Source organism: Bacillus sp. SYZHCR11 (genome assembly GCF_057196865.1).
Genome location: NZ_JBXUND010000001.1, coordinates 919,906 through 938,739, shown reverse-complemented (window position 1 = coordinate 938,739; position 18,834 = coordinate 919,906). Strand labels below are relative to the sequence as shown.

The 18,834-nt window shown below is 44.2% G+C and carries 23 protein-coding genes and 1 pseudogene; 17 read left to right on the top strand and 7 right to left on the bottom strand.

The window, feature by feature from the left end; genetic code table 11:
- Positions 1-12: 12 nt before the first annotated feature.
- Positions 13-174 (bottom strand): hypothetical protein, encoded by a 162-nt coding sequence (locus tag AC2CGA_RS04025; protein WP_007409608.1) that lies wholly within the window; start codon positions 172-174, stop codon positions 13-15.
- 188 nt (positions 175-362) lie between these two features.
- Between AC2CGA_RS04025 and cheV the strand changes: the two genes are divergently transcribed.
- Positions 363-1,274 (top strand): chemotaxis protein CheV, encoded by a 912-nt coding sequence (cheV, locus tag AC2CGA_RS04020; protein ID WP_014304917.1) that lies wholly within the window; start codon positions 363-365, stop codon positions 1,272-1,274.
- A gap of 42 nt (positions 1,275-1,316) precedes the next feature.
- Here cheV and AC2CGA_RS04015 read toward each other — a convergent pair whose 3' ends face one another.
- The 4 genes from AC2CGA_RS04015 to AC2CGA_RS04000 form a co-directional block, all read right to left on the bottom strand.
- Positions 1,317-1,781, bottom strand: coding sequence for a YkyB family protein (locus AC2CGA_RS04015; protein WP_003154622.1), 465 nt, complete (start codon positions 1,779-1,781; stop codon positions 1,317-1,319).
- 122 nt (positions 1,782-1,903) lie between these two features.
- Positions 1,904-3,196, bottom strand: coding sequence for an MFS transporter (locus tag AC2CGA_RS04010; protein ID WP_069473381.1), 1,293 nt, complete (start codon positions 3,194-3,196; stop codon positions 1,904-1,906).
- A gap of 75 nt (positions 3,197-3,271) precedes the next feature.
- Positions 3,272-3,766 carry a L,D-transpeptidase family protein gene (locus AC2CGA_RS04005; protein WP_088037173.1) on the bottom strand — a complete coding sequence of 165 codons (495 nt, stop codon included), beginning with the start codon at positions 3,764-3,766 and terminating at the stop codon, positions 3,272-3,274.
- Between the two features lie 74 nt (positions 3,767-3,840).
- Complete coding sequence (locus AC2CGA_RS04000) at positions 3,841-4,704, bottom strand: metallophosphoesterase (protein ID WP_139885250.1); 864 nt, start codon at positions 4,702-4,704, stop codon at positions 3,841-3,843.
- Positions 4,705-4,847: 143 nt separating this feature from the next.
- Between AC2CGA_RS04000 and fadH the strand changes: the two genes are divergently transcribed.
- The 14 genes and pseudogenes from fadH to AC2CGA_RS03930 all read left to right on the top strand — a co-directional run bounded on the left by fadH (position 4,848) and on the right by AC2CGA_RS03930 (position 15,143).
- On the top strand, positions 4,848-5,612 hold the full coding sequence (fadH, locus tag AC2CGA_RS03995; protein WP_003154618.1) for a 2,4-dienoyl-CoA reductase: 765 nt from the start codon (positions 4,848-4,850) through the stop codon (positions 5,610-5,612).
- A gap of 109 nt (positions 5,613-5,721) precedes the next feature.
- A pseudogene (locus AC2CGA_RS03990) lies at positions 5,722-6,270 on the top strand (hypothetical protein).
- A gap of 143 nt (positions 6,271-6,413) precedes the next feature.
- A complete protein-coding gene (locus tag AC2CGA_RS03985; protein WP_069013466.1) occupies positions 6,414-7,634 on the top strand; it encodes an EAL domain-containing protein in 1,221 nt (406 codons plus the stop codon).
- Between the two features lie 443 nt (positions 7,635-8,077).
- Positions 8,078-8,317 (top strand): YkuJ family protein, encoded by a 240-nt coding sequence (locus tag AC2CGA_RS03980; protein WP_003154613.1) that lies wholly within the window; start codon positions 8,078-8,080, stop codon positions 8,315-8,317.
- Positions 8,318-8,439: 122 nt separating this feature from the next.
- The gene (locus AC2CGA_RS03975) at positions 8,440-8,958 is read left to right on the top strand and encodes a ribonuclease H-like YkuK family protein (protein ID WP_048367193.1); all 519 of its coding nucleotides are present in this window, start codon (positions 8,440-8,442) and stop codon (positions 8,956-8,958) included.
- Positions 8,959-9,099: 141 nt separating this feature from the next.
- Positions 9,100-9,291: an antirepressor AbbA gene (gene abbA, locus AC2CGA_RS03970; RefSeq protein WP_003154609.1), complete on the top strand. Its 192-nt coding sequence runs from the start codon at positions 9,100-9,102 to the stop codon at positions 9,289-9,291.
- 143 nt (positions 9,292-9,434) lie between these two features.
- Entirely contained in the window at positions 9,435-9,878 is a 444-nt protein-coding gene (gene cbpB / locus AC2CGA_RS03965) for a cyclic-di-AMP-binding protein CbpB (RefSeq protein ID WP_003154608.1), read from the top strand.
- A 140-nt stretch (positions 9,879-10,018) separates the two neighbouring features.
- A complete protein-coding gene (gene ccpC, locus AC2CGA_RS03960) occupies positions 10,019-10,900 on the top strand; it encodes a transcriptional regulator CcpC (protein ID WP_003154605.1) in 882 nt (293 codons plus the stop codon).
- 111 nt (positions 10,901-11,011) lie between these two features.
- The gene (locus AC2CGA_RS03955) at positions 11,012-11,485 is read left to right on the top strand and encodes a flavodoxin (RefSeq protein WP_003154604.1); all 474 of its coding nucleotides are present in this window, start codon (positions 11,012-11,014) and stop codon (positions 11,483-11,485) included.
- A complete protein-coding gene (locus AC2CGA_RS03950; RefSeq protein ID WP_003154601.1) occupies positions 11,475-12,368 on the top strand; it encodes a WD40/YVTN/BNR-like repeat-containing protein in 894 nt (297 codons plus the stop codon). Before AC2CGA_RS03955 ends, AC2CGA_RS03950 begins: the two co-directional genes overlap by 11 nt.
- Before the next feature lie 26 nt (positions 12,369-12,394).
- Positions 12,395-12,850 (top strand): flavodoxin, encoded by a 456-nt coding sequence (locus AC2CGA_RS03945; protein ID WP_048367197.1) that lies wholly within the window; start codon positions 12,395-12,397, stop codon positions 12,848-12,850.
- An 81-nt stretch (positions 12,851-12,931) separates the two neighbouring features.
- Positions 12,932-13,642: a 2,3,4,5-tetrahydropyridine-2,6-dicarboxylate N-acetyltransferase gene (dapD, locus tag AC2CGA_RS03940; RefSeq protein ID WP_007409623.1), complete on the top strand. Its 711-nt coding sequence runs from the start codon at positions 12,932-12,934 to the stop codon at positions 13,640-13,642.
- Positions 13,643-13,712: 70 nt separating this feature from the next.
- Complete coding sequence (locus AC2CGA_RS03935) at positions 13,713-14,837, top strand: N-acetyldiaminopimelate deacetylase (protein WP_014304923.1); 1,125 nt, start codon at positions 13,713-13,715, stop codon at positions 14,835-14,837.
- A 60-nt stretch (positions 14,838-14,897) separates the two neighbouring features.
- A complete protein-coding gene (locus tag AC2CGA_RS03930; RefSeq protein WP_003154596.1) occupies positions 14,898-15,143 on the top strand; it encodes a YkuS family protein in 246 nt (81 codons plus the stop codon).
- A 33-nt stretch (positions 15,144-15,176) separates the two neighbouring features.
- On the opposite strand, the gene AC2CGA_RS03925 is transcribed toward AC2CGA_RS03930, so the two are convergent.
- Positions 15,177-15,983 carry a mechanosensitive ion channel family protein gene (locus AC2CGA_RS03925; protein ID WP_003154595.1) on the bottom strand — a complete coding sequence of 269 codons (807 nt, stop codon included), beginning with the start codon at positions 15,981-15,983 and terminating at the stop codon, positions 15,177-15,179.
- A gap of 287 nt (positions 15,984-16,270) precedes the next feature.
- Here AC2CGA_RS03925 and AC2CGA_RS03920 point away from each other — a divergent pair, with 287 nt between their 5' ends.
- Together AC2CGA_RS03920 and rok are read left to right on the top strand one after the other, a co-directional pair.
- The gene (locus AC2CGA_RS03920) at positions 16,271-16,729 is read left to right on the top strand and encodes a TlpA family protein disulfide reductase (protein WP_484480131.1); all 459 of its coding nucleotides are present in this window, start codon (positions 16,271-16,273) and stop codon (positions 16,727-16,729) included.
- Between the two features lie 451 nt (positions 16,730-17,180).
- Complete coding sequence (gene rok / locus AC2CGA_RS03915) at positions 17,181-17,777, top strand: transcriptional regulator Rok (protein WP_003154591.1); 597 nt, start codon at positions 17,181-17,183, stop codon at positions 17,775-17,777.
- Between the two features lie 20 nt (positions 17,778-17,797).
- Here rok and AC2CGA_RS03910 read toward each other — a convergent pair whose 3' ends face one another.
- Complete coding sequence (locus AC2CGA_RS03910) at positions 17,798-18,790, bottom strand: sporulation protein (protein WP_484480130.1); 993 nt, start codon at positions 18,788-18,790, stop codon at positions 17,798-17,800.
- Between the last annotated feature and the right edge of the window lie 44 nt (positions 18,791-18,834).

Sequence of the window (18,834 nt, the reverse complement as noted above, 5' to 3'; positions counted from 1 at the left end):
TGGCGAATGTCATTAATACCCGTATTCAAAGCTGACGTCTTCCCGCCATAAGATGTATGGAGCGGGCTTGTCGGGACGCTCTTTCGCCTCTTTTTTCATTTGCAGGTAAGCCGTTTTGCTGATATCTTCTAACACCGTCATTTGATCTTGGTCGAATATGACTACTGTACCCATTTATTACACCCTTCTTCCTGAAAAATCCTTGACTATTTTACCACTCGATGTCAAAAAGTCAATGGGATATCAGAAAAAAGCATCTTTTTATAAAGAGTTCATGGCCAGTTGGCCCGAATACATTCACTTTTTCCGTTTACAGCCGATATATACAGTACAATACTGAATGCGGATAGCGAGGGATTGAATTGTCTTTACAACAATACGATATTTTATTGGATTCAGGCACAAACGAATTAGAAATCGTCAAATTTGAAGTAGGCGTCAATACATTTGGCATAAATGTGATGAAAGTCCGGGAAATCATTCAGCCGGTAGATGTCACATCTGTGCCTCAGTCTCATAAAGACGTAGAAGGGATGATTAAGCTGAGAGGCGAAATTCTTCCCGTCATCAGTCTGTATTCCTTTTTCGGCGTTGATGCCGAAGGAGCAAAAGACGATAAATATATCGTAACGGAATTCAACAAGCGGAAAATCGTCTTTCACGTCGGTTCCGTTTCACAAATCCACAGGGTGTCCTGGGAGGCGATTGAAAAGCCGACTTCCCTGAACCAGGGCATGGAGCGGCATTTAACGGGAATCATCAAACTGGAAGACACGATGATCTTTCTGCCTGATTATGAAAAGATCATTTACGATATTGAATCGGCATCCGGAGTTGAGACTTATCATGTCCATCAGGAAGGATTTGATGAAAGACGGGCGGGTAAAAAACTGATCATCGTTGAAGATTCGCCGCTTCTGATGCGTCTTTTGACGGATGAGCTGACTGAGGCGGGGTACAGTGAAATCGTTACATTTGAAAACGGAAAAGAAGCGTATGATTACGTCGTGGAACTGACGGATAACGGAGCAAACCTGTCAGATCATATTGACATGATTATCAGTGACATTGAGATGCCGAAAATGGACGGGCATCGTTTGACGAAGCTCCTTAAGGATAACCCGCAAAGCTCTGATGTGCCGATTATGATTTTCTCGTCCCTGATTACGGACGACCTGCGCCACCGGGGCGAAGTAGTCGGAGCGGATGAACAGATCAGCAAGCCTGAAATCAGCGAGCTCATTAAAAAAGTGGATACGTACGTGATTGAATAGAAAAAAGCCGATGCATGACGCATCGGCTTTTTTGCGGCGGAATTAAAAATAACTCTCACCAAGTTTTTTAAATACGGGTTTATGATAAGCGGGCTGCTGCCTGTTGGCGGCAAGCGGTTTTTCCTTTAAGCCCACATATTTTTGCAATACGTTTTTCGCTTTTGTCAAAGACATTTGTGCTTTAGGATTGCGGTACGATTGATTTAACGTACCTAAATGCGGAAGATGCTGGAAGTCTTCTTTTGTTGGAGGCATGTGAAAATAGTAGTCTCCGATAGAGATAAGTACGTCTGACTGCTGTTGGCTAAACCTGGGATTATTTGAAAAGTGAAGCCCTATTTTTTTCCCTTTGCCTTCTTTCACAAGCTTTTGTAATGCCCGTTTTTTCAGCAGATAAAGGTATTTAGGGTTGGGGGCGGTTTTTGCATGGCGGTTCACAGTATAAACAGCTTTTGAAAGATTCTCGATGGTTGGCTGCAGCTCTTTCGAATAAGCGTGGTCGTCCATTATTTCTCTCCTTTGCATTGATCAAGTTCATATATAGATTATACTTTTTTAGCGTTGAAATGCAAATATTGATTATAAAAATACGCCTTTTTCTGATGAAAAGGGCGCATTTTTTTCCTTTATTAGACAGGTTTCGCATGTTTTTCGGAATCAGCCTTTAATGATTGCTGCACATCGACCTCTGCTGCCTCGGCGCTGTATTTCGGAAGAGCGATAAAATAGAACACAAATACCGCTAAAATCACGATTCCCATGCCGTAATAAAGGTAATCAATATTGGAAACGAATTTCGGAAATAACAGGGCAACCAGTCCGAGTGTAATCGATTGGGCAAACATCATAAAAGGATCCTGCCAGCCGCTGACCCGGCCCATTATTTTCGGATGAACGATTTTCGGCATCCAGCCGCCGATGGCGATATTGACAGGGCCGATGCACATGCCGAGGATGAAAGCCGCCGTATAATAAATCCACAGCTTATCCGTATAGCCGAGGACAAAAATGAGCAGTCCGGCTGCCAAAATAGGAATCGACATCAAATGATGCGGTTTGACTTTTTTTGCGATCATTGTTCCGATCACACTTCCTGCAAGCAGGCCGAAGCCGAGTGCGACGGTGAAGATGGAAGTATGTGATTCGTAATGATCAGGCGCAAGTCCGTATTTCATCGTAAACATCGGCAGTACGGCAAAGCCGCCGTTGACAAAACCAAAGATAAAAAAGCCGAAAATAAGGGAAGCAAGCAATTTGTTTTTAACAATATATAAGATCCCTTCCTTAAAATCAGCGACCGAGTCTTTCAGAAACGAATCTCCCCATTTAAAAGGGCCGTTCGGCTGACGGGCTTCTTTCGGAATGCGGCAGGCGCGGATCAGAAAGCCTGATACAATAAAGCTGACAAAATCAAGGATAATGGCTCCGTGAATACCGATCGTTTTATACATAAACGCGCCCATACCGACGCCGAATACCATAAAGATGCTGAACAGGATCTGGTTAAGTCCCGCCGCTTTCGCATAATGCTCCTTAGGCAGAATAGCTTGTACAAGGCTGGCTTCCGCCGGGAAAAAGAACTTGGTCACGGCGCTTCTGATGAACAAAATACAGAACACGAGAGGGATGCTCCCGGTGTATAATGCGGCAAACAATACGATCGTCAGTCCGGCTCTGATCCAGTCACAATTCTCTGCGACCTTTTTCCTGTCAAGCCGGTCAGCTGCGACACCGACAATCAGAAATACGAAAACTGTCGGCAGTGAATACATCAGCTCAGCCAAAGTTGTGTATGCCGGCTGGTTTGAAAAATGGTCCAGCAAGTAAAAAGCGAAAGCCATATTACCTACAGTCGTTCCCATTTGAGAAGCGAGTGCTGCGAAAAAGAGACGGACAAAATTGCGATTTTTAAATATATCCATAAACACGCTCCTTACCCTAAAGGTCCCACTGTAATATATTATCATCAGCTCGTTCCATTAACAAATAAGATCTTTCTATCTTATAATCGTCACCCTTGTTCCATTAGGCACGGTAGCGGCAAGTTCAGTGACGTCCTGATTATACATCCGGATGCATCCTTTTGATACCGCTTTGCCGATGGAGGAAGGGTTATTTGTTCCGTGAATGCCGTAATGAATTTTAGAGAGGCTGAGCCAATAAGCGCCGAACGGGCCGCCGGGCTTGGGCTGGCGGTTCACAATGTAAAATTCTCCGGTCGGCGTGGTCGTCAATATTTTTCCGACGGCGATGGGGTACGTACGGATGAGCCTGCCGAGGCGGTATAACTCCAGTTTCTTCGCTCCGATATACACGACAATGGAATAGGGAATGGTGGATGGGTCGGGAAGATTCGGTATGATAATATGCTGTCCCGCGTATATGACCGATTGGATTGAGGGATTTGCCTGAAGGAGAGCAGCAGTGCTTATTCTGAAGTCTTGCGCAATGCTTGAGATGGTTTCTCCTTGTTTCACTTGATATGTCAGCAGTTTCATCACCCTCCTTTTTGCTCTTTTCCATATACATATTACGGAGGGGGTGTCTGTGCATCGGGATAAAAGTCTTATTTTTGTACGGTTTTCAATGTGAACAACGTGATTTCCGGTCTGGCTAAAAATCGATACGGCAGTCTTGTCGTACCGAGCCCGCGATTGACGTAAACGGCTGTGTCATGCAGCGTATACATGCCGTCGGTATACGTTTTTCCGTATGGAGGCGTAATGAGAGGGCCGAAAAACGGGAGCTGGACCTGGCCGCCGTGAGTGTGTCCCGAGAGCTGGAGGTTTACGGGATATCCGCCGATCTTGAGAGCGGCATCAGGCTCGTGGACGATTAAAATGGAAAACGCATCTTCGGAAAGGCGGGAAAGGGTGCCTTCATAATCGGGTTTTCCGAGCATTACATCATCCAAAAACGCGAATTCAATCCGGCTTCCGTCTGTCAGCTGCACCTGACGGCAGCCATTTCGAAGCACTTGAAAATCAGCCGCTTCCATCAGAGCCTTGTACGTGTTCGTACCGTAGCCTCCGTGGTCATGGTTTCCGTAAACACAAAGTTTGCCGAAGGGAGCTTCCAGATTTTGCAGCACGCCCAGTGCTTGCTGGTGATCATTAAATAAATGCGGCTTATCAATTAAATCTCCCGTAAAGATGAGCAGATCGGGTTTCAGCTGATTGATCTTTTCCGCTGCTTTATTCAAGTCACCGGATGTAAACACATCACTGAGATGCGTATCGCTGAATTGAACGATTTTAAAATTGTCAAAGCCGCGGGGGATCAGGCGGCTGGTGATTGTATGACGGGTGATCTCAATCATGCGCGGTTCAATATACCGGGCATAGCCGTAACCTCCGCAAGCCGTTGCGAGAGCTGCACCCAAAATGCCGAATCCTCTTTTTAAAAATGTTCTTCTCGTGATTTTCTCCATATGTAAAACCAACCTTTGTCAGAGTTGTTCTATTATATCATCAGCCTGGCTGAAAAATCCCTTCTCAGCATGTAATGACGCGGAAAGACATCTATGATAAAATTATGAATGATTATTCATTCAATAAAAGGAGTGGGTTTGTTATGGATAAGAAAGCGGTAATCATTACAGGCGGTTCGAGCGGCATGGGAAAAGCAATGGCGAAAAAACAGGCTGAATTAGGATGGCACGTCATGGTGACAGGGAGGAACCATGAAGCACTTGAGGAAACAAAAAAAGAAATTGAGACCTTTGAGGGGCAGGTCGCCTGTTTTCAAATGGATGTCCGTTCTGATTCCGCCGCTTCAGACATGATTACAGAAGCGAAAAAAGTCTTTGGCCGGCTCGATGCGCTGATTAACAATGCGGCCGGCAATTTTATTTGCCCGGCAGAGAAGCTGACGCCCAATGGATGGAAAGCTGTTATTGAGATTGTTTTAAACGGCACATTTTTCTGCAGCCAAGCCGCGGCAAGGCATTGGATCGAGCAGGAGCAGAAGGGCGTCATCTTAAATATGGCCGCTACATACGCATGGGGAGCGGGAGCGGGTGTCGTTCATTCCGCTGCAGCCAAAGCGGGGGTATTGTCACTGACAAGAACGCTGGCCGTTGAATGGGGGAGCAAATACGGCATCCGCACAAACGCGATAGCCCCCGGCCCGATTGAACGGACAGGCGGTGCGGAGAAGCTGTTTGAATCGGAAAAAGCGGTGTCCCGCACTATGAACAGTGTGCCGCTCGGCCGTCTGGGGACACCGGAGGAAATCGCCGCTTTGGCAGCGTTTTTGCTATCCGATGAAGCATCCTATATAAACGGGGATTGTATCACAATGGACGGGGGGCAATGGCTGAATCCTTACCCGTTTTAATTTACATGACATATTTGCAAAACAAGCGAACGTTAAAGGTGACCGTTCGCTTGTTTTATTTTTCTATTCAAAATTATGATATAATTTTTAAAGATTAAGAGGTGAATAAGTGAAGAAATTATTAAAATGGTTCGTTGTACTATTTGTAAGCAGTTGCGTTATCATCTTTAATATTTGGTACTTTATCATTTGCGCTTTTACTCCGGAGTATTATCAAAATACCAATCTTACATCTGATGAAATAATCAGATTTGAAAAGCTATATCATATAGATTTTCCTGATGAAACGAAATTTATTAAAGCCAGGGAGTATTTGAGTGGGCTCGGAGGCGATACATCGGCTGTATGATATGTGTCTCTGCCAACCAAGCTGGCGGAAACAATTTTATCTGATTATACGTATATGCCAATAAATCATACTGATCATGCCGGTTCAATGTATGGAGTTGACGTTTCCAAGAGTGCTGGCGGGTTAACAACTCTTACATTTGGCACTTTAGATAAAAAAGGAACTTTCTTTCAGTTGAAACATGATGATGATTGGATATTTAACAGTACTGATTGGAGCCATTATTTTTGGACAGCCGCCGGTTATCATGCTCTTATATTTATCCTTTTATTTGTGATGGTGAAACAAATGAATAACGTCCTTAATTAACCGGTCTGAAGAGTGATCTTAAAAAGTTTTCCCCTTTTATTTTAAACTGCTGCCATACTGCCTCCTTTTTCCCCTAATCTAAACATTTGTGGTGCTGATATAATTGTGTATAATCAGACAAAGATAGAGAAGCAGGTGATAACATGTTGGACCCACTTGATATACTGACGAATATTGATGATGTTATTCCGTATTACCAAGCGATTTTTAACGCTGAGGAACAAAGAGTCGTAGGCTACGAAGTGCTTGGCCGTATTTTGGCAGATGCGGAGATTGAGAGCCTCGGGCCGTTTTTCTTAGATTCCGGCATCCCGGAAGAATATAAGCTTGAGGTCGATGACAGAGTCATCAGGCAGGCGCTGAAGCGGTTTAAAGAAGCTGATCGCGATCTGTTGATTTTTATCAATCAGGATGCGAATGTATTGATGCTTGACCACGGCGAGAGCTTTCTTGAGCTTTTGAAAGAATACGAAGAGCAGGGCATTGAATTGAACCGTATTGTGCTTGAGATCACCGAGCACAATTTCGAAGGCGACATTGAACAGCTGTACCATATGCTTGCCTACTATCGTACATACGGCATTAAAATCGCGGTGGACAATATAGGTAAGGAGAGCAGCAACCTGGACAGAATCGCGCTCCTTTCACCGGACCTTCTGAAAATAGATTTGCAGGCGCTGAAAGTATCTCAGCCGTCACCTTCGTATGAGCATGTGCTGTACAGCATTTCATTGCTGGCGAGAAAAATCGGCGCCGCGCTGCTGTATGAAGATATAGAAGCTGATTTTCAGCTCCAGTACGCATGGAGAAACGGAGGCCGATTTTTTCAAGGTTATTATCTGCAGGCGCCGAGCGGCGATTTTATAGACCGGAGCCTGTTAAAAGCACGCTTGAAAACGGAGTTTCAGCAATTTATCACGAGAGAAAAAAAGAAGCTGGAGACAGTATACGAACACTCTGAGAATTTTTATAAGCGGGTCAATCAGGCAGTTTCCGAACTGAAGAAAACCCATCAGGCGGACGATGAGTTTATTAAAAAACTGGCGGAAAACCTGACCGACTGCTGTTTCAGAATTTATATGTGTGATGAAGAAGGCTATCAGCTGACGGGAAATGTGTTCAAGCAGTCCGGCGAATGGCTTTATCAGCCTGAATACGTGGAGAAAAACTGGAGCTGGCGTCCGTACTTTTTAGAAAACATTATGAAGATGCGGAATTCAAGAAAAGGCTTTTTCAGTGACCTGTACAGTGATATTGAGACGGGTGAGATGATCAGAACCTTTTCATACCCGATGGATGACAATATGTATTTATTTATCGATCTGCCTTACTCTTATTTATATGAACAGGACGGGTTACTTTAAAGCGGCTGCAGTATGCCGCTTTTTTTTATAAATGTGAAAAAGTTTTAAAAAACGATTGACAATGATAGTGATAATCATTATCATTTAGTTATAGAGAGAAGTTACTCTCTGTTCCCCAACCCCTCTATCAGATCAAGATCCGAAAAAGCTTGGCGCTACCCCCGCCAAGTTTTTTTATGCTGTCTGCGCATAAAAGGGCTTCTCCTTACATACATCTGACAATGGCGGCTCAAAAAGCGAAAAATTATTTTTGAAAGGTGTATGACATTCCGAAAAAAGCTTCAAACTATTCGAAAACACGGTTTTCCCGTTTATTTCTTTTTGAAAATCCAGCGGGAAAATGCCATCCCGGTCTACTTTATGGTATGATGCTCTGTAGGACTTGTATTATAATAAATACTTGTTGATTTGAAGTTGTTTTTTGAAAGGAGTCTTTTTTTAGAATGTCACAATTAATGGGTATCATCACGCGGCTGCAAAGTCTGCAAGAAACAGCGGAAGCGGCTAACGAGCCGATGCAGCGTTATTTTGAAGTTAACGGCGAAAAAATTTGCAGTGTTAAATATTTCGAAAAAAATCAAACGTTTGAACTGACGGTTTTCCAAAAAGGTGAAAAACCTAACACATATCCGTTTGATAACATTGACATGATTTCTATTGAAATTTTTGAGCTCCTTCAGTAATGTGATTTGATTTTTCAGGCTGACCAAGCTTCCGGTCTTCCGCAAGCGGAGCTTTATTAAATTATGCAAAGGAACGTGCTTGTTCGTTTGGTTGTAGACTCTGGAAAGAGGAGTGTCCGTACATGGCTGATTCTTTTCTGTTTTATAATCTTTCTGAGGCACAGATGACCTTTCAAGACGTGACGGAGCGGCTGAAACGCTTTGTCAATAAAGACCCCCGTTCAGCATACGTGCTGTCTGTAGGGACTGATTCACAAGTTTACCGCGACTTCACAAAGTTTATTACGGCTATACACTTGCACCGTACAGGCAAGGGAGCTTGGGGCTGTTTGAAAAATCACGACCTTGCAAGACCGATACATAGCCTTCGCGAAAAAATCTCGCTGGAAACCGCGATCAGCCAGGAGATGGCTGCGCATATCCTCGACGGCTGTCTTATGGAACTGACAGATTTGCTCTTGCCTTTTGCGGATGAAGGGGCGGATCTTTCATTTGAAGTGCATCTGGATATCGGTCAAAAAGGGCTGACAAAAGAATTGATACAAGAAATGACCGGCCGCATTACCTCGATGGGCATTGAAGCGAAAATCAAGCCCGATTCCTGCACAGCATTCAGTTATGCCAATCGTTACACAAAATAATATTTCATACAGAATCCGCAAAATGTCGAATTATGCGGTTGACGATTTTTTTCTGTTTACTTATTCTAGCGGTAGAGCTGAAAGCAAATCTTCACATTGCTTTCAGAGGTATTCAGTTAAAAATAGGGGGCCTGATTACGTATGAGTCTTATCAGTGAACGATTTACGGAAGAAGAACAGAAACTTCTGCTGAATATCCTGATCAATCAAGAATATGCCATTGAGCTTTTGACCAGCGAAATCAACGATATAGAAGCAGGGTCAAAAAGCGTTGATGGAACCACTTATAAAAAACTCGTAACGCTCTATGACCGTTTTCGGAACGAAAATTAATCAGCGGCCTATAAATTGATACTCGATTGCAAAGAGTATCTTTTTTATTGACGGAAACTTTTCGACAAAAAATGATAATGTTTATATTATTGCAATATAGGGAATACATGCTTTGATGAAAAATGTAAAGGGGTCGAAGTGACATGATTAGCTTACAATCAGATCAGCTTCTTGATGCAACAGTCGGACAATTTATGATCGAGGCGGATAAAGTGGCGCACGTTCAAGTCGGAAACAACCTTGAGCATGCTCTATTAGTGCTGACGAAAACCGGCTATACCGCCATTCCCGTCCTTGACGCTTCGTACCGTCTGCACGGTTTGATCGGGACAAATATGATTATGAACAGCATTTTCGGACTTGAACGGATCGAGTTTGAGAAGCTGGATCAAATTACGGTTGAGGAAGTCATGCTGAAAGACATTCCCCGTCTCCACATCAATGATCCGATTATCAAAGGGTTCAGCATGGTCATTAACAACGGCTTTGTCTGCGTTGAAAATGATGAAGGCGTCTTTGAAGGCATTTTCACGAGAAGAGTCGTATTAAAGCAGTTGAGCAGTCATATCAGATCATTGAATAAGTAGGCTCGCACGATCAGCCTATTTGTTCTTTCGCATGCCAGAAAAAGAAAACGCATACATACGAGTGGCGCTTGCCTCGGCAGCCTTTATTTGATTAGAATGGTAGATAAGAAATACGAAAAGGCATTGAAAAGGAGGACGACATGCAGCTTCAAGAGCTTCATATGCTCGTAGTTTTAGCTGAGGAATTAAACATGAGGAAGGCTGCCGAACGGTTATTCGTGTCACAGCCGGCTCTGTCCCAGCGATTGCAGACCATTGAAAAAACCTGGGGAACAAAGATCTTTCTTAGGTCTCAAAAAGGACTTACGGTAACGCCGGCAGGAGAAAAAATCATACAATTTGCAAATGACGTCACGGATCGGCAAGAAAGAATCAGAGAAAACATTGATGAACTTGAGGGTGAGATTCACGGCACATTAAAGCTTGCCGTCGCCTCCATTATCGGGCAGCACTGGCTTCCGAAAGTGTTAAAAACATATGTGGAACGATATCCGAATGCAAAGGTCTCTCTCATTACAGGCTGGAGCAGCGAAATGCTGAAAAGTCTGTATGAAGATCAGGTACATATCGGCATTATCCGGGGAAATCCGGAATGGAAAGGCCGGAAAGATTATTTAATGACCGATCATTTATATTTGGTCGATACGGAAATTTCCTGTATTGATGATATTGCCCATACCGACCGGCCGTTTATTCAATTCAAAAGTGACAGTACATATTTTCAGGAAATTCAGCATTGGTGGCATCAAAAATTCAAAACCTCGCCGAAACAGACCATCCTTGTCGATCAGATTGAAACGTGCAAGCAGATGGCGCTGCACGGGATCGGTTATGCCATTCTGCCGTCAGTCACCTTAGAAGAGGAAGATAAAGTAAATAAAATGCCCCTGCTTGATACAAAGGACCATCCGATCGGCCGTGACACATGGCTGCTCGGTTATGAGCCGGCATTTGAATTAAAACAGGTGCAGGCTTTTGTTTCTGTCATTAAAGATATGCTGAAACAGGAACGCCCATTTTAGAAAGACAGCAATCATGCTGTCTTTTTTTATTTTTTATTGACAATGAAAATCATTATCATTTAAAGTGTTATGTATGTTAATGAAAATCATTATCAATTACGAGGTGATCATATGCAGAAAGCATTAATGATATACGCAAGCATGTCGGGGAATACAGAGGATATTGCCGGCATTATAAAAGAAACACTGAGCGGGCATCAGATAGCGGTTGACTGTCTTGATATGGACGAAGCAGATGCGGATTCTCTCAAAGCATATGATTATGTTTTTGTCGGCACATACACATGGGGGGATGGTGATCTTCCTTACGAAGCGGAAGATTTTTACGAAGATATTCTGCACAGCCAGCTCAACGGACTGAAAACGGCCTGTTTCGGTTCAGGCGATCACGCCTACCCGAAGTTTTGCGAAGCGGTCACGCTGTTTTGCGATGCGTTTGAACAGGCCGGAGCCAATTTATATCCGGAAACGCTGAAAATTGAGCTGGCGCCCGAGACGGCTGAAGATCAAGAATGCTGCAAAGAATTTGTCCGCGGTTTTCTTGCATGGGCCGCTCACCACGGAGACCGGTGCCATGTTTCATAAAGGCGCGACGGCTGTCATGGCATCAGTATCTTCAGGATTTTTTGTCGCTGTGAAAGGCGAAGGTATTTTTCATTTTTCGGCGGAAGAAGGCTGGAAAAGACTATTCCGAGTGAAGAGCAGGATTCATGTGCTGACTTATATAGGGCCCTACATATTCGCGGCTGGAGAAAAAGGCGCCGTCCTCAGATCGGCCGATCAAGGAAAGACTTGGACGGCCTCCCGATTTCCGACCAGCGCCTCCGTATGGGCCGTTGCCGGGCGGAATGACGGATTTGTCTGTGCGCACGGCACATACTGCATCTACTTATCTGATGATTTCGGCGTCACTTGGCATGTGGCTAAGCCTTTTTCACAATTAAAGGAGCCGCCTGTCATCCGTTCGCTTTGTTTACACGGTCAGACGGTTTATATCGGCACCCGGATTCATATGAATCATGGCGGCATTTGGGCGTATGATCTGACGGAAGGCCGCATCCGGCGTATAAGCCGCGAAAGGCAGCGCATGACGGCTTCAATGATGATGTATCAGAATGACTGGCTCATTGCAGCAAAGGGCGCGGCAAAGGGAGAACGGGGGGAGCTTGCTGTCCGAAACGTGCGGACGCATGAGGAGTTTGCCATTACAGCCGGGGACAATGTACGGGAAAAATCATTTCTTGACGTGTCTGAGGATAACGGGATTATTTATGTCACTTCGTCACAGGACGAAAGCGGATTTTCGCGTATTTATCAAGCTGACCTCGCTGCCGGTGAATTAAAGTGGTTTGATACGATCCGCGGTCACGGATGGCGGGTGGCCAACCGGGAAGAAGATTTTTTTTGCGCGGGCCTTTACGAAAGTAAGTTTGTCAGACCGTATGAGGCGGTTCGGCTCGCACATTAGTTTTTATGCATAAAGGAGAGACGAAGATGGGGAATGTATTGCTTGTTTACGCTACAATGTCAGGAAACACCGAGGCGATGGCGGATTTAATTGAAAAAGGGCTGATCGAAGCACAAGCATCCGTAGACAGATATGAAGCGATGGATATTCATGCCGAACTTTTTAATGATTACGAGTATATTTTATTAGGCACATATACGTGGGGAGACGGGGATCTTCCTGATGAAATGCTCGATATTGCTGAAGATATGGAAAAACTGGAGTTTACGGGAAAAACATTTGCTTTGTTCGGTTCCGGAGATACGTCCTATGAGTTTTTTTGCGGAGCGGTTGACGAATTGGAAAAAGTAATTACGGCCCGCGGCGGACGGGTGGTGCTGCCGTCGGTCAAAATTGAAAACAACCCTGAGGGCAGTGAGGAAGAAGAGCTCCGGGAATTCGGAAGACAGTTTGCCGCGCTGTGCAGCCAGCCGGCAGAATAAAGGCTTGTTCCTTTTTTTCTTGTCTTTGTATCCTTCCTTTGTTACAGTAATGAGGTAGAAAATCAGAGGAGGACAATACATATGAAAATGATGGATGCAAATGAAATTATTTCATTTATTCAAAATAGTACAAAATCAACGCCTGTAAAAGTGTATGTAAAAGGCGATCTCGAAGGAATCAGCTTTGGCGATTCCGCTAAAACATTCCTGAACGGCCAATCCGGCGTCGTTTTTGGCGAGTGGGCTGAAATTAAAAGCGCAATCGAAGAAAACAAAGACAAAATTGAGGATTACGTCATTGAGAATGACCGCCGCAACTCTGCGATCCCGATGCTTGATTTAAAAGATGTGAAAGCGAGAATCGAGCCAGGCGCTATTATCCGCGACCAAGTCGAAATCGGCGACAATGCCGTTATCATGATGGGTGCATCTATTAATATCGGTTCAGTCATCGGCGAAGGTACGATGATTGATATGAACGTTGTTCTCGGAGGACGCGCGACTGTCGGCAAAAACTGCCACATCGGAGCGGGTTCTGTATTAGCGGGCGTTATTGAGCCGCCTAGCGCTAAGCCTGTTGTCGTAGAAGACGACGTTGTGATCGGCGCAAATGCGGTTGTGCTTGAAGGCGTAACAATCGGTAAAGGCGCGGTTGTCGCCGCCGGAGCCATTGTTGTAAATGACGTCGAGCCATATACCGTTGTAGCGGGAACACCAGCGAAAAAAATCAAAGATATCGATGAAAAAACAAAAGGCAAAACAGAAATCAAACAGGAATTACGCCAGCTGTAAGGAATGGTTTGATAGAATGGGCGTGGATGATAAAATCCACGCCTTATTCTTATCTCAAGGAGGAATACATATGGAAAAAGAGCGGCTCATTGCCATCCGAAGAGATCTGCACCGCATTCCGGAGATCGGCTTTCAGGAATATAAAACCCAGCAGTACCTGCTGAATCTTTTAAACCAATATCCGGAAGAAAGAATTGAAATCGAAACTTGGAGAACCGGCATCTTTGTCAAAATCAACGGCACGGCTCCGGAAAAAATGCTCGCCTACAGAGCGGATATAGACGCTCTGTCGATTGAAGAGCAGACGGGGCTTCCGTTTGCATCTGAGCACCCCGGTTTTATGCATGCATGCGGACACGATATGCACATGACCATCGCGCTCGGCATTATTGATCATTTTGTCCATCACCCCGTCAAACATGATCTGCTCTTTTTATTCCAGCCGGCTGAAGAAGGACCGGGCGGGGCGGCACCGATGCTTGAAAGCGATGTGCTGAAAAAATGGACGCCGGATTTAATCACCGCCCTACATATAGCACCAGAGCTGCCGGTCGGCACCATTTCCACCAAAAGCGGATTGCTGTTTGCCAATACGAGCGAGCTCGTCATCGATCTTGAGGGGAAAGGCGGACATGCGGCATATCCGCATACAGCAGATGACATGGTCGTTGCCGCGAGCACGCTTGTCACGCAGCTGCAAACGGTCATATCCAGAAATACGGATCCGCTTGACAGCGCTGTGATAACTGTCGGAACGATTACCGGGGGCACGGCGCAAAATATCATCGCAGAGCATGCTCATCTGGAGGGAACCATCCGGACGCTTTCCGAGGAATCAATGCGTATGGTGAAAAAGCGGATTGAAGAGCTTGTCAAAGGAATTGAAATCGGCTTCCGATGCAAAGGAAAAGTCACGTATCCGTCCGTTTATCATCAAGTTTATAATACAAGCGGCCTGACCGAAGAATTTATGCAATTTGTCAGCGATCATCAGCTTGCTGACGTGAAAACGGCGAAAGAAGCGATGACCGGAGAAGATTTCGGATATATGCTGAAAAAATATCCCGGCTTTATGTTCTGGCTGGGGGCCGATTCATCCCACGGGCTTCATCACGCCAAGCTTAACCCGGATGAAGATGCGATGGAAACCGCGGTAAATGTCATGGTCGGATATTTTTCGAAGTATGCCAATTAAATCCGAAAAGAAGAATAATCTAACAAAAATTGAGCATTCTACATAACGGAGGTGTTCAATATGACGAAAAAAATTGGAATTGAACAATCTTTATCGGATGTAGAACAGGCGTTAAAACAAAAAGGATATGACGTAGTGATGATGAAGACTCCTGAGGATGCGAAGAATTGTGACTGCTGTGTCGTAACCGGACTTGACAGCAATGTCCAAGGCATTGCCGATACGTCAACTCAGGCTCCCGTCATTACGGCTTCCGGAATGACCGCCGACGAAATCTGCAGCGAAGTGGAAAAAAAATTTCATTAAAAAGAAAAAACCGAAGCTTACGCTTCGGTTTTTCTATTCGGCGGAAGCGGCGTTTTTAAAACGGTCGAGCGCGATTTTCATTTCTCTCCGCAGTACGCGTTCAACCCGCCATTGCTCCATATTTTCTGTTTTGGCAATGATTCTGATCACCATTTCTGACGTGCTTAAATCCTGAACCCCGATGACGTCCGGCCCTTCCTTAATCTGCGGGAGCTCAGCGGCTGCTTTGTCACATGCGGTTTGCAGGATTTGAATGGTTTCATCAAGATTTTTTTCAAGCGGCACTTTAATATCGACAAGCGCCTGCATCGTTCCGCGGGAATGGTTGCTCACATTCGTGATGCCCCGGTTGGGAAGATAGTGAAGCGTGCCGTCAAAGCTCCGGATTTGCGTCGTACGGAGACCGACCTGCTCGACAATGCCGCTGTAGCCGGCAACCGTAATATAATCACCGACGTCGATCTGTTTTTCCAAAAGGATAAAAAATCCGGTGACGATGTCACTGACAAGCCCCTGAGCCCCGAAGCCGACGGCGAGACCGACCACGCCGGCGCCGGCAATGAGAGCGCTCGGATTGTAGTGAAATAAATCCAAAATCATTACGATAAAAACGAAAATCAGGATGTATCCATACACATTAAGCGCGAGGCTTCGCAAAGTATAAGCGCGGCCTGTGGAGAGGTTGTTTTGTTGCTCGAATTTCTGAAACAGATGCTTGATCAGCTTTTTTCCTGCCGTCCGGAAAATAAAATACGCTAAAATAATGAGAGCCAGCTTTATGATGAAAATCCCGGCAGATGTGAGAAGCCCGGCCCAATCAAAGTGTTTTAAATCAATCATAGTGATGTCTTCCTTTCAAGTCTATTGAGGAAAAAGCTAAAAGTGATATACCCGTTTTTTAAATAAGATAAACCTTTTCATAGAAACCAGTTATTACATTTATGATTTGTTCATATTGCCCGGTTTCAATATCTTCATTTTTGTGAAGATATGAACTAAGGAATCGCCACACTCATTTTAACATGGTGATTCAGCCAAATCATTTCCTTTGGAGGGAAAACAGGAGAACGTTGCCCGGCGGACTGAAAGCCCCGGCAAAAAACTTTTTTCATAAGGAGGGAAATAAGATGAAATTACATCAGCAAATGCCTGAATTAACAGGCGCTAAAGCATGGATTAACAGAGAAGTTACGAAGGAACAGCTGGTCGGCGGAAAGCCGGCACTGATTCACTTCTGGTCCGCCAGCTGCCGCATGTGTAAAGAAGCGATGCCTGAGGTGAACGGGTTTCGTGATAAATATAAAGATCAGCTGAATGTGGTGGCCGTCCACATGCCCCGTTCCGAAGACGATCTTGATCTTGAGAAAATCAAGAAAACAGCGGCTGAACACGATATCTCTCAGCCGATTTACGTTGACAGCGATCATACGCTGGCTGACGCATTTGAAAATGAATCTGTGCCGGCTTATTACGTTTTTGATAAAAGCGGACAGCTCCGCCATTTTCAAGCGGGAGAGAGCGGGATGAAAATGCTTGAAAAACGCATCAGCCGGGTACTTTCAGAAACGGAGCAGGCTTCTGAGTAATCGGGACAATCTCCGCCGGACTATTGTCTCGGTTCTGCAAACCCTTTGCCGTTAGGTAACAGGGTTTTTTTGTGACTATTGGATAAAAAATTCCAATATGGCATGTATGGCTTAAAAAATAAGAGAAACAGCCGTAAACACGCTGTACCGCTTGTTTTATCCATATCATTAACTTTTACATATTATAGTCGAAAATTGTAGATATCACGCTAATTTTCATTAAACAAGTAATTTCAAGTTATATTTTGAAATGGTTCAATAAATTGGAACTTTGTCCAGAATCCCCTATATGATAAGGGATTTTTGTATATAAAGTACCATTTTCAGAAAATAAGCAATTTTTCATAGAGTAAATAAAATAGTAAAATGATAAAATAATAGTTGATAAAATTACTTTTGTAATCTAATATCTTAATAAAAGCGTTTAAATTTTTGACAGGGGGTTTTACACATGTTTAATGAAAGAGAAGCGCTGCGCTTACGTTTAGAACAATTGAACGAAGCAGAGGTAAAAGTCATTCGTGAATATCAAATAGAACGTGATAAAATATATGCAAAACTGAGAGAATTAGACAATACGGGCAGCCTGTCCGATACAAAAAAAGAGTTTCGTCCGGAGAAAAAAAGTGACTCTCTCCCGGTGCTTGCAGAGCTTGCAGCACAGGAAATGAGAAGCTATCAAAAGCCGCAGACACAGCCGCAATCCTCCCAGCCGCAGATGCAGTCTATTACGTCTCTTCCCGCCGGCATTCCAGACGGTTCTACAAGAAGAAGAAGAGGGACGGCGAGACCGGGATCAAAAGCGGCAAAACTGCGCGAAGCAGCGATTAAAACATTGAAACGCCACAATGCAGCGATCAAAAGTTCCGAACTGCAAAAGGAAATTGAAAAGGAAAGCGGCCTTGAAATTCCTAATATGACAACATTTATGCAAAGCTTAATTAAAATGTATCCGGAAGTGAAAAAACCATACCGCGGCCAATATATTCTTGAGGGAGAAATTTCTCAGGAAACAGCAGAAACGGCAAATGATACGGCTGCTGAATAAAACAGTAAAAACTGCTTGCGTTACTCAAGCAGTTTTTTTGCGTTTTCCCGTTTATTCTGCGGAAGTGACACATCTTTTCCAGGCTTTTTTTCAAGCTTGACAACATATTTTTGGAAAGGCTTTTCGCCGTCAGCTCGTTCTTTCAACGCATCCAGTTTTTCATCAAACGACTGATCGCGGGACTCTGATTCTACAAATTGTTTTTGAAGGGAGATGACTTGTTCGGTAACGGCTGTAAGCAAGTCTTCTGCCTGAACAGTCTCTTTGGAAACGGAAGGGATTTCCAGAGTTTGTTCCGCCGGTTCCGCCGTGCGGCTGTCAATATCAGCAAAATGGCCGGCAATCCAAGCATCGCTTTCGTCAAGCTGCCGTTTATATGAAAGAATGGTTTCTTGAAATAACTTTTCTTTCGTTTTTTCTATTTCTACAAGCCGTTCTTTTGTTTCTAGTATTCGATCTCTCATATGATTAATTTCTATTTTAATATGTTTGAGCTGGTATTCTTTTTCTATCATTTGTGTTTGGAGCCGGGTATTTTCATCTGCAGCGGCATGATAACGCTGTTTCATATCTTCGTGAGAAGTCCGTTCGGTTTGAACGGCGGTCTCAAGTGAGCGGATGCGGGTATGTAAGTTTTTATTTTCTTCTTCAAATTTTACATTTGTAAGATGCAGCCGATGTTTTTCTTCCATCTCATTTTTCCGCCGAAACGTTTCCTGCTGAAGCAGTTCTTGCAGAATGACGATTTTATCGAGCAGCCCGGCCCTGATTTCATGCAAAGAACGTTCCGTGTCACTTGTCTGTTTGTGTTTTTGAGCCATGGCTTCCAATTCGTCAGAAAGCTTGTGAAGCCGCTCTTTAATATTGGCGTTTTCCTCCTGAAGCTTATTGTTTTTTTGATGGAAGTAGCTTGCTTCAAATTCCGAAATTATTTTTCTGCATCTGGAAAGTTCGGATTTCAAGTAAAGGTTCTCTTGAGAAGTGTCGTGGAAAAACGGACCTGATATTTTCATAAGAACCATCTCCCTCATGATGTTAACACTACAATATGGGAAAG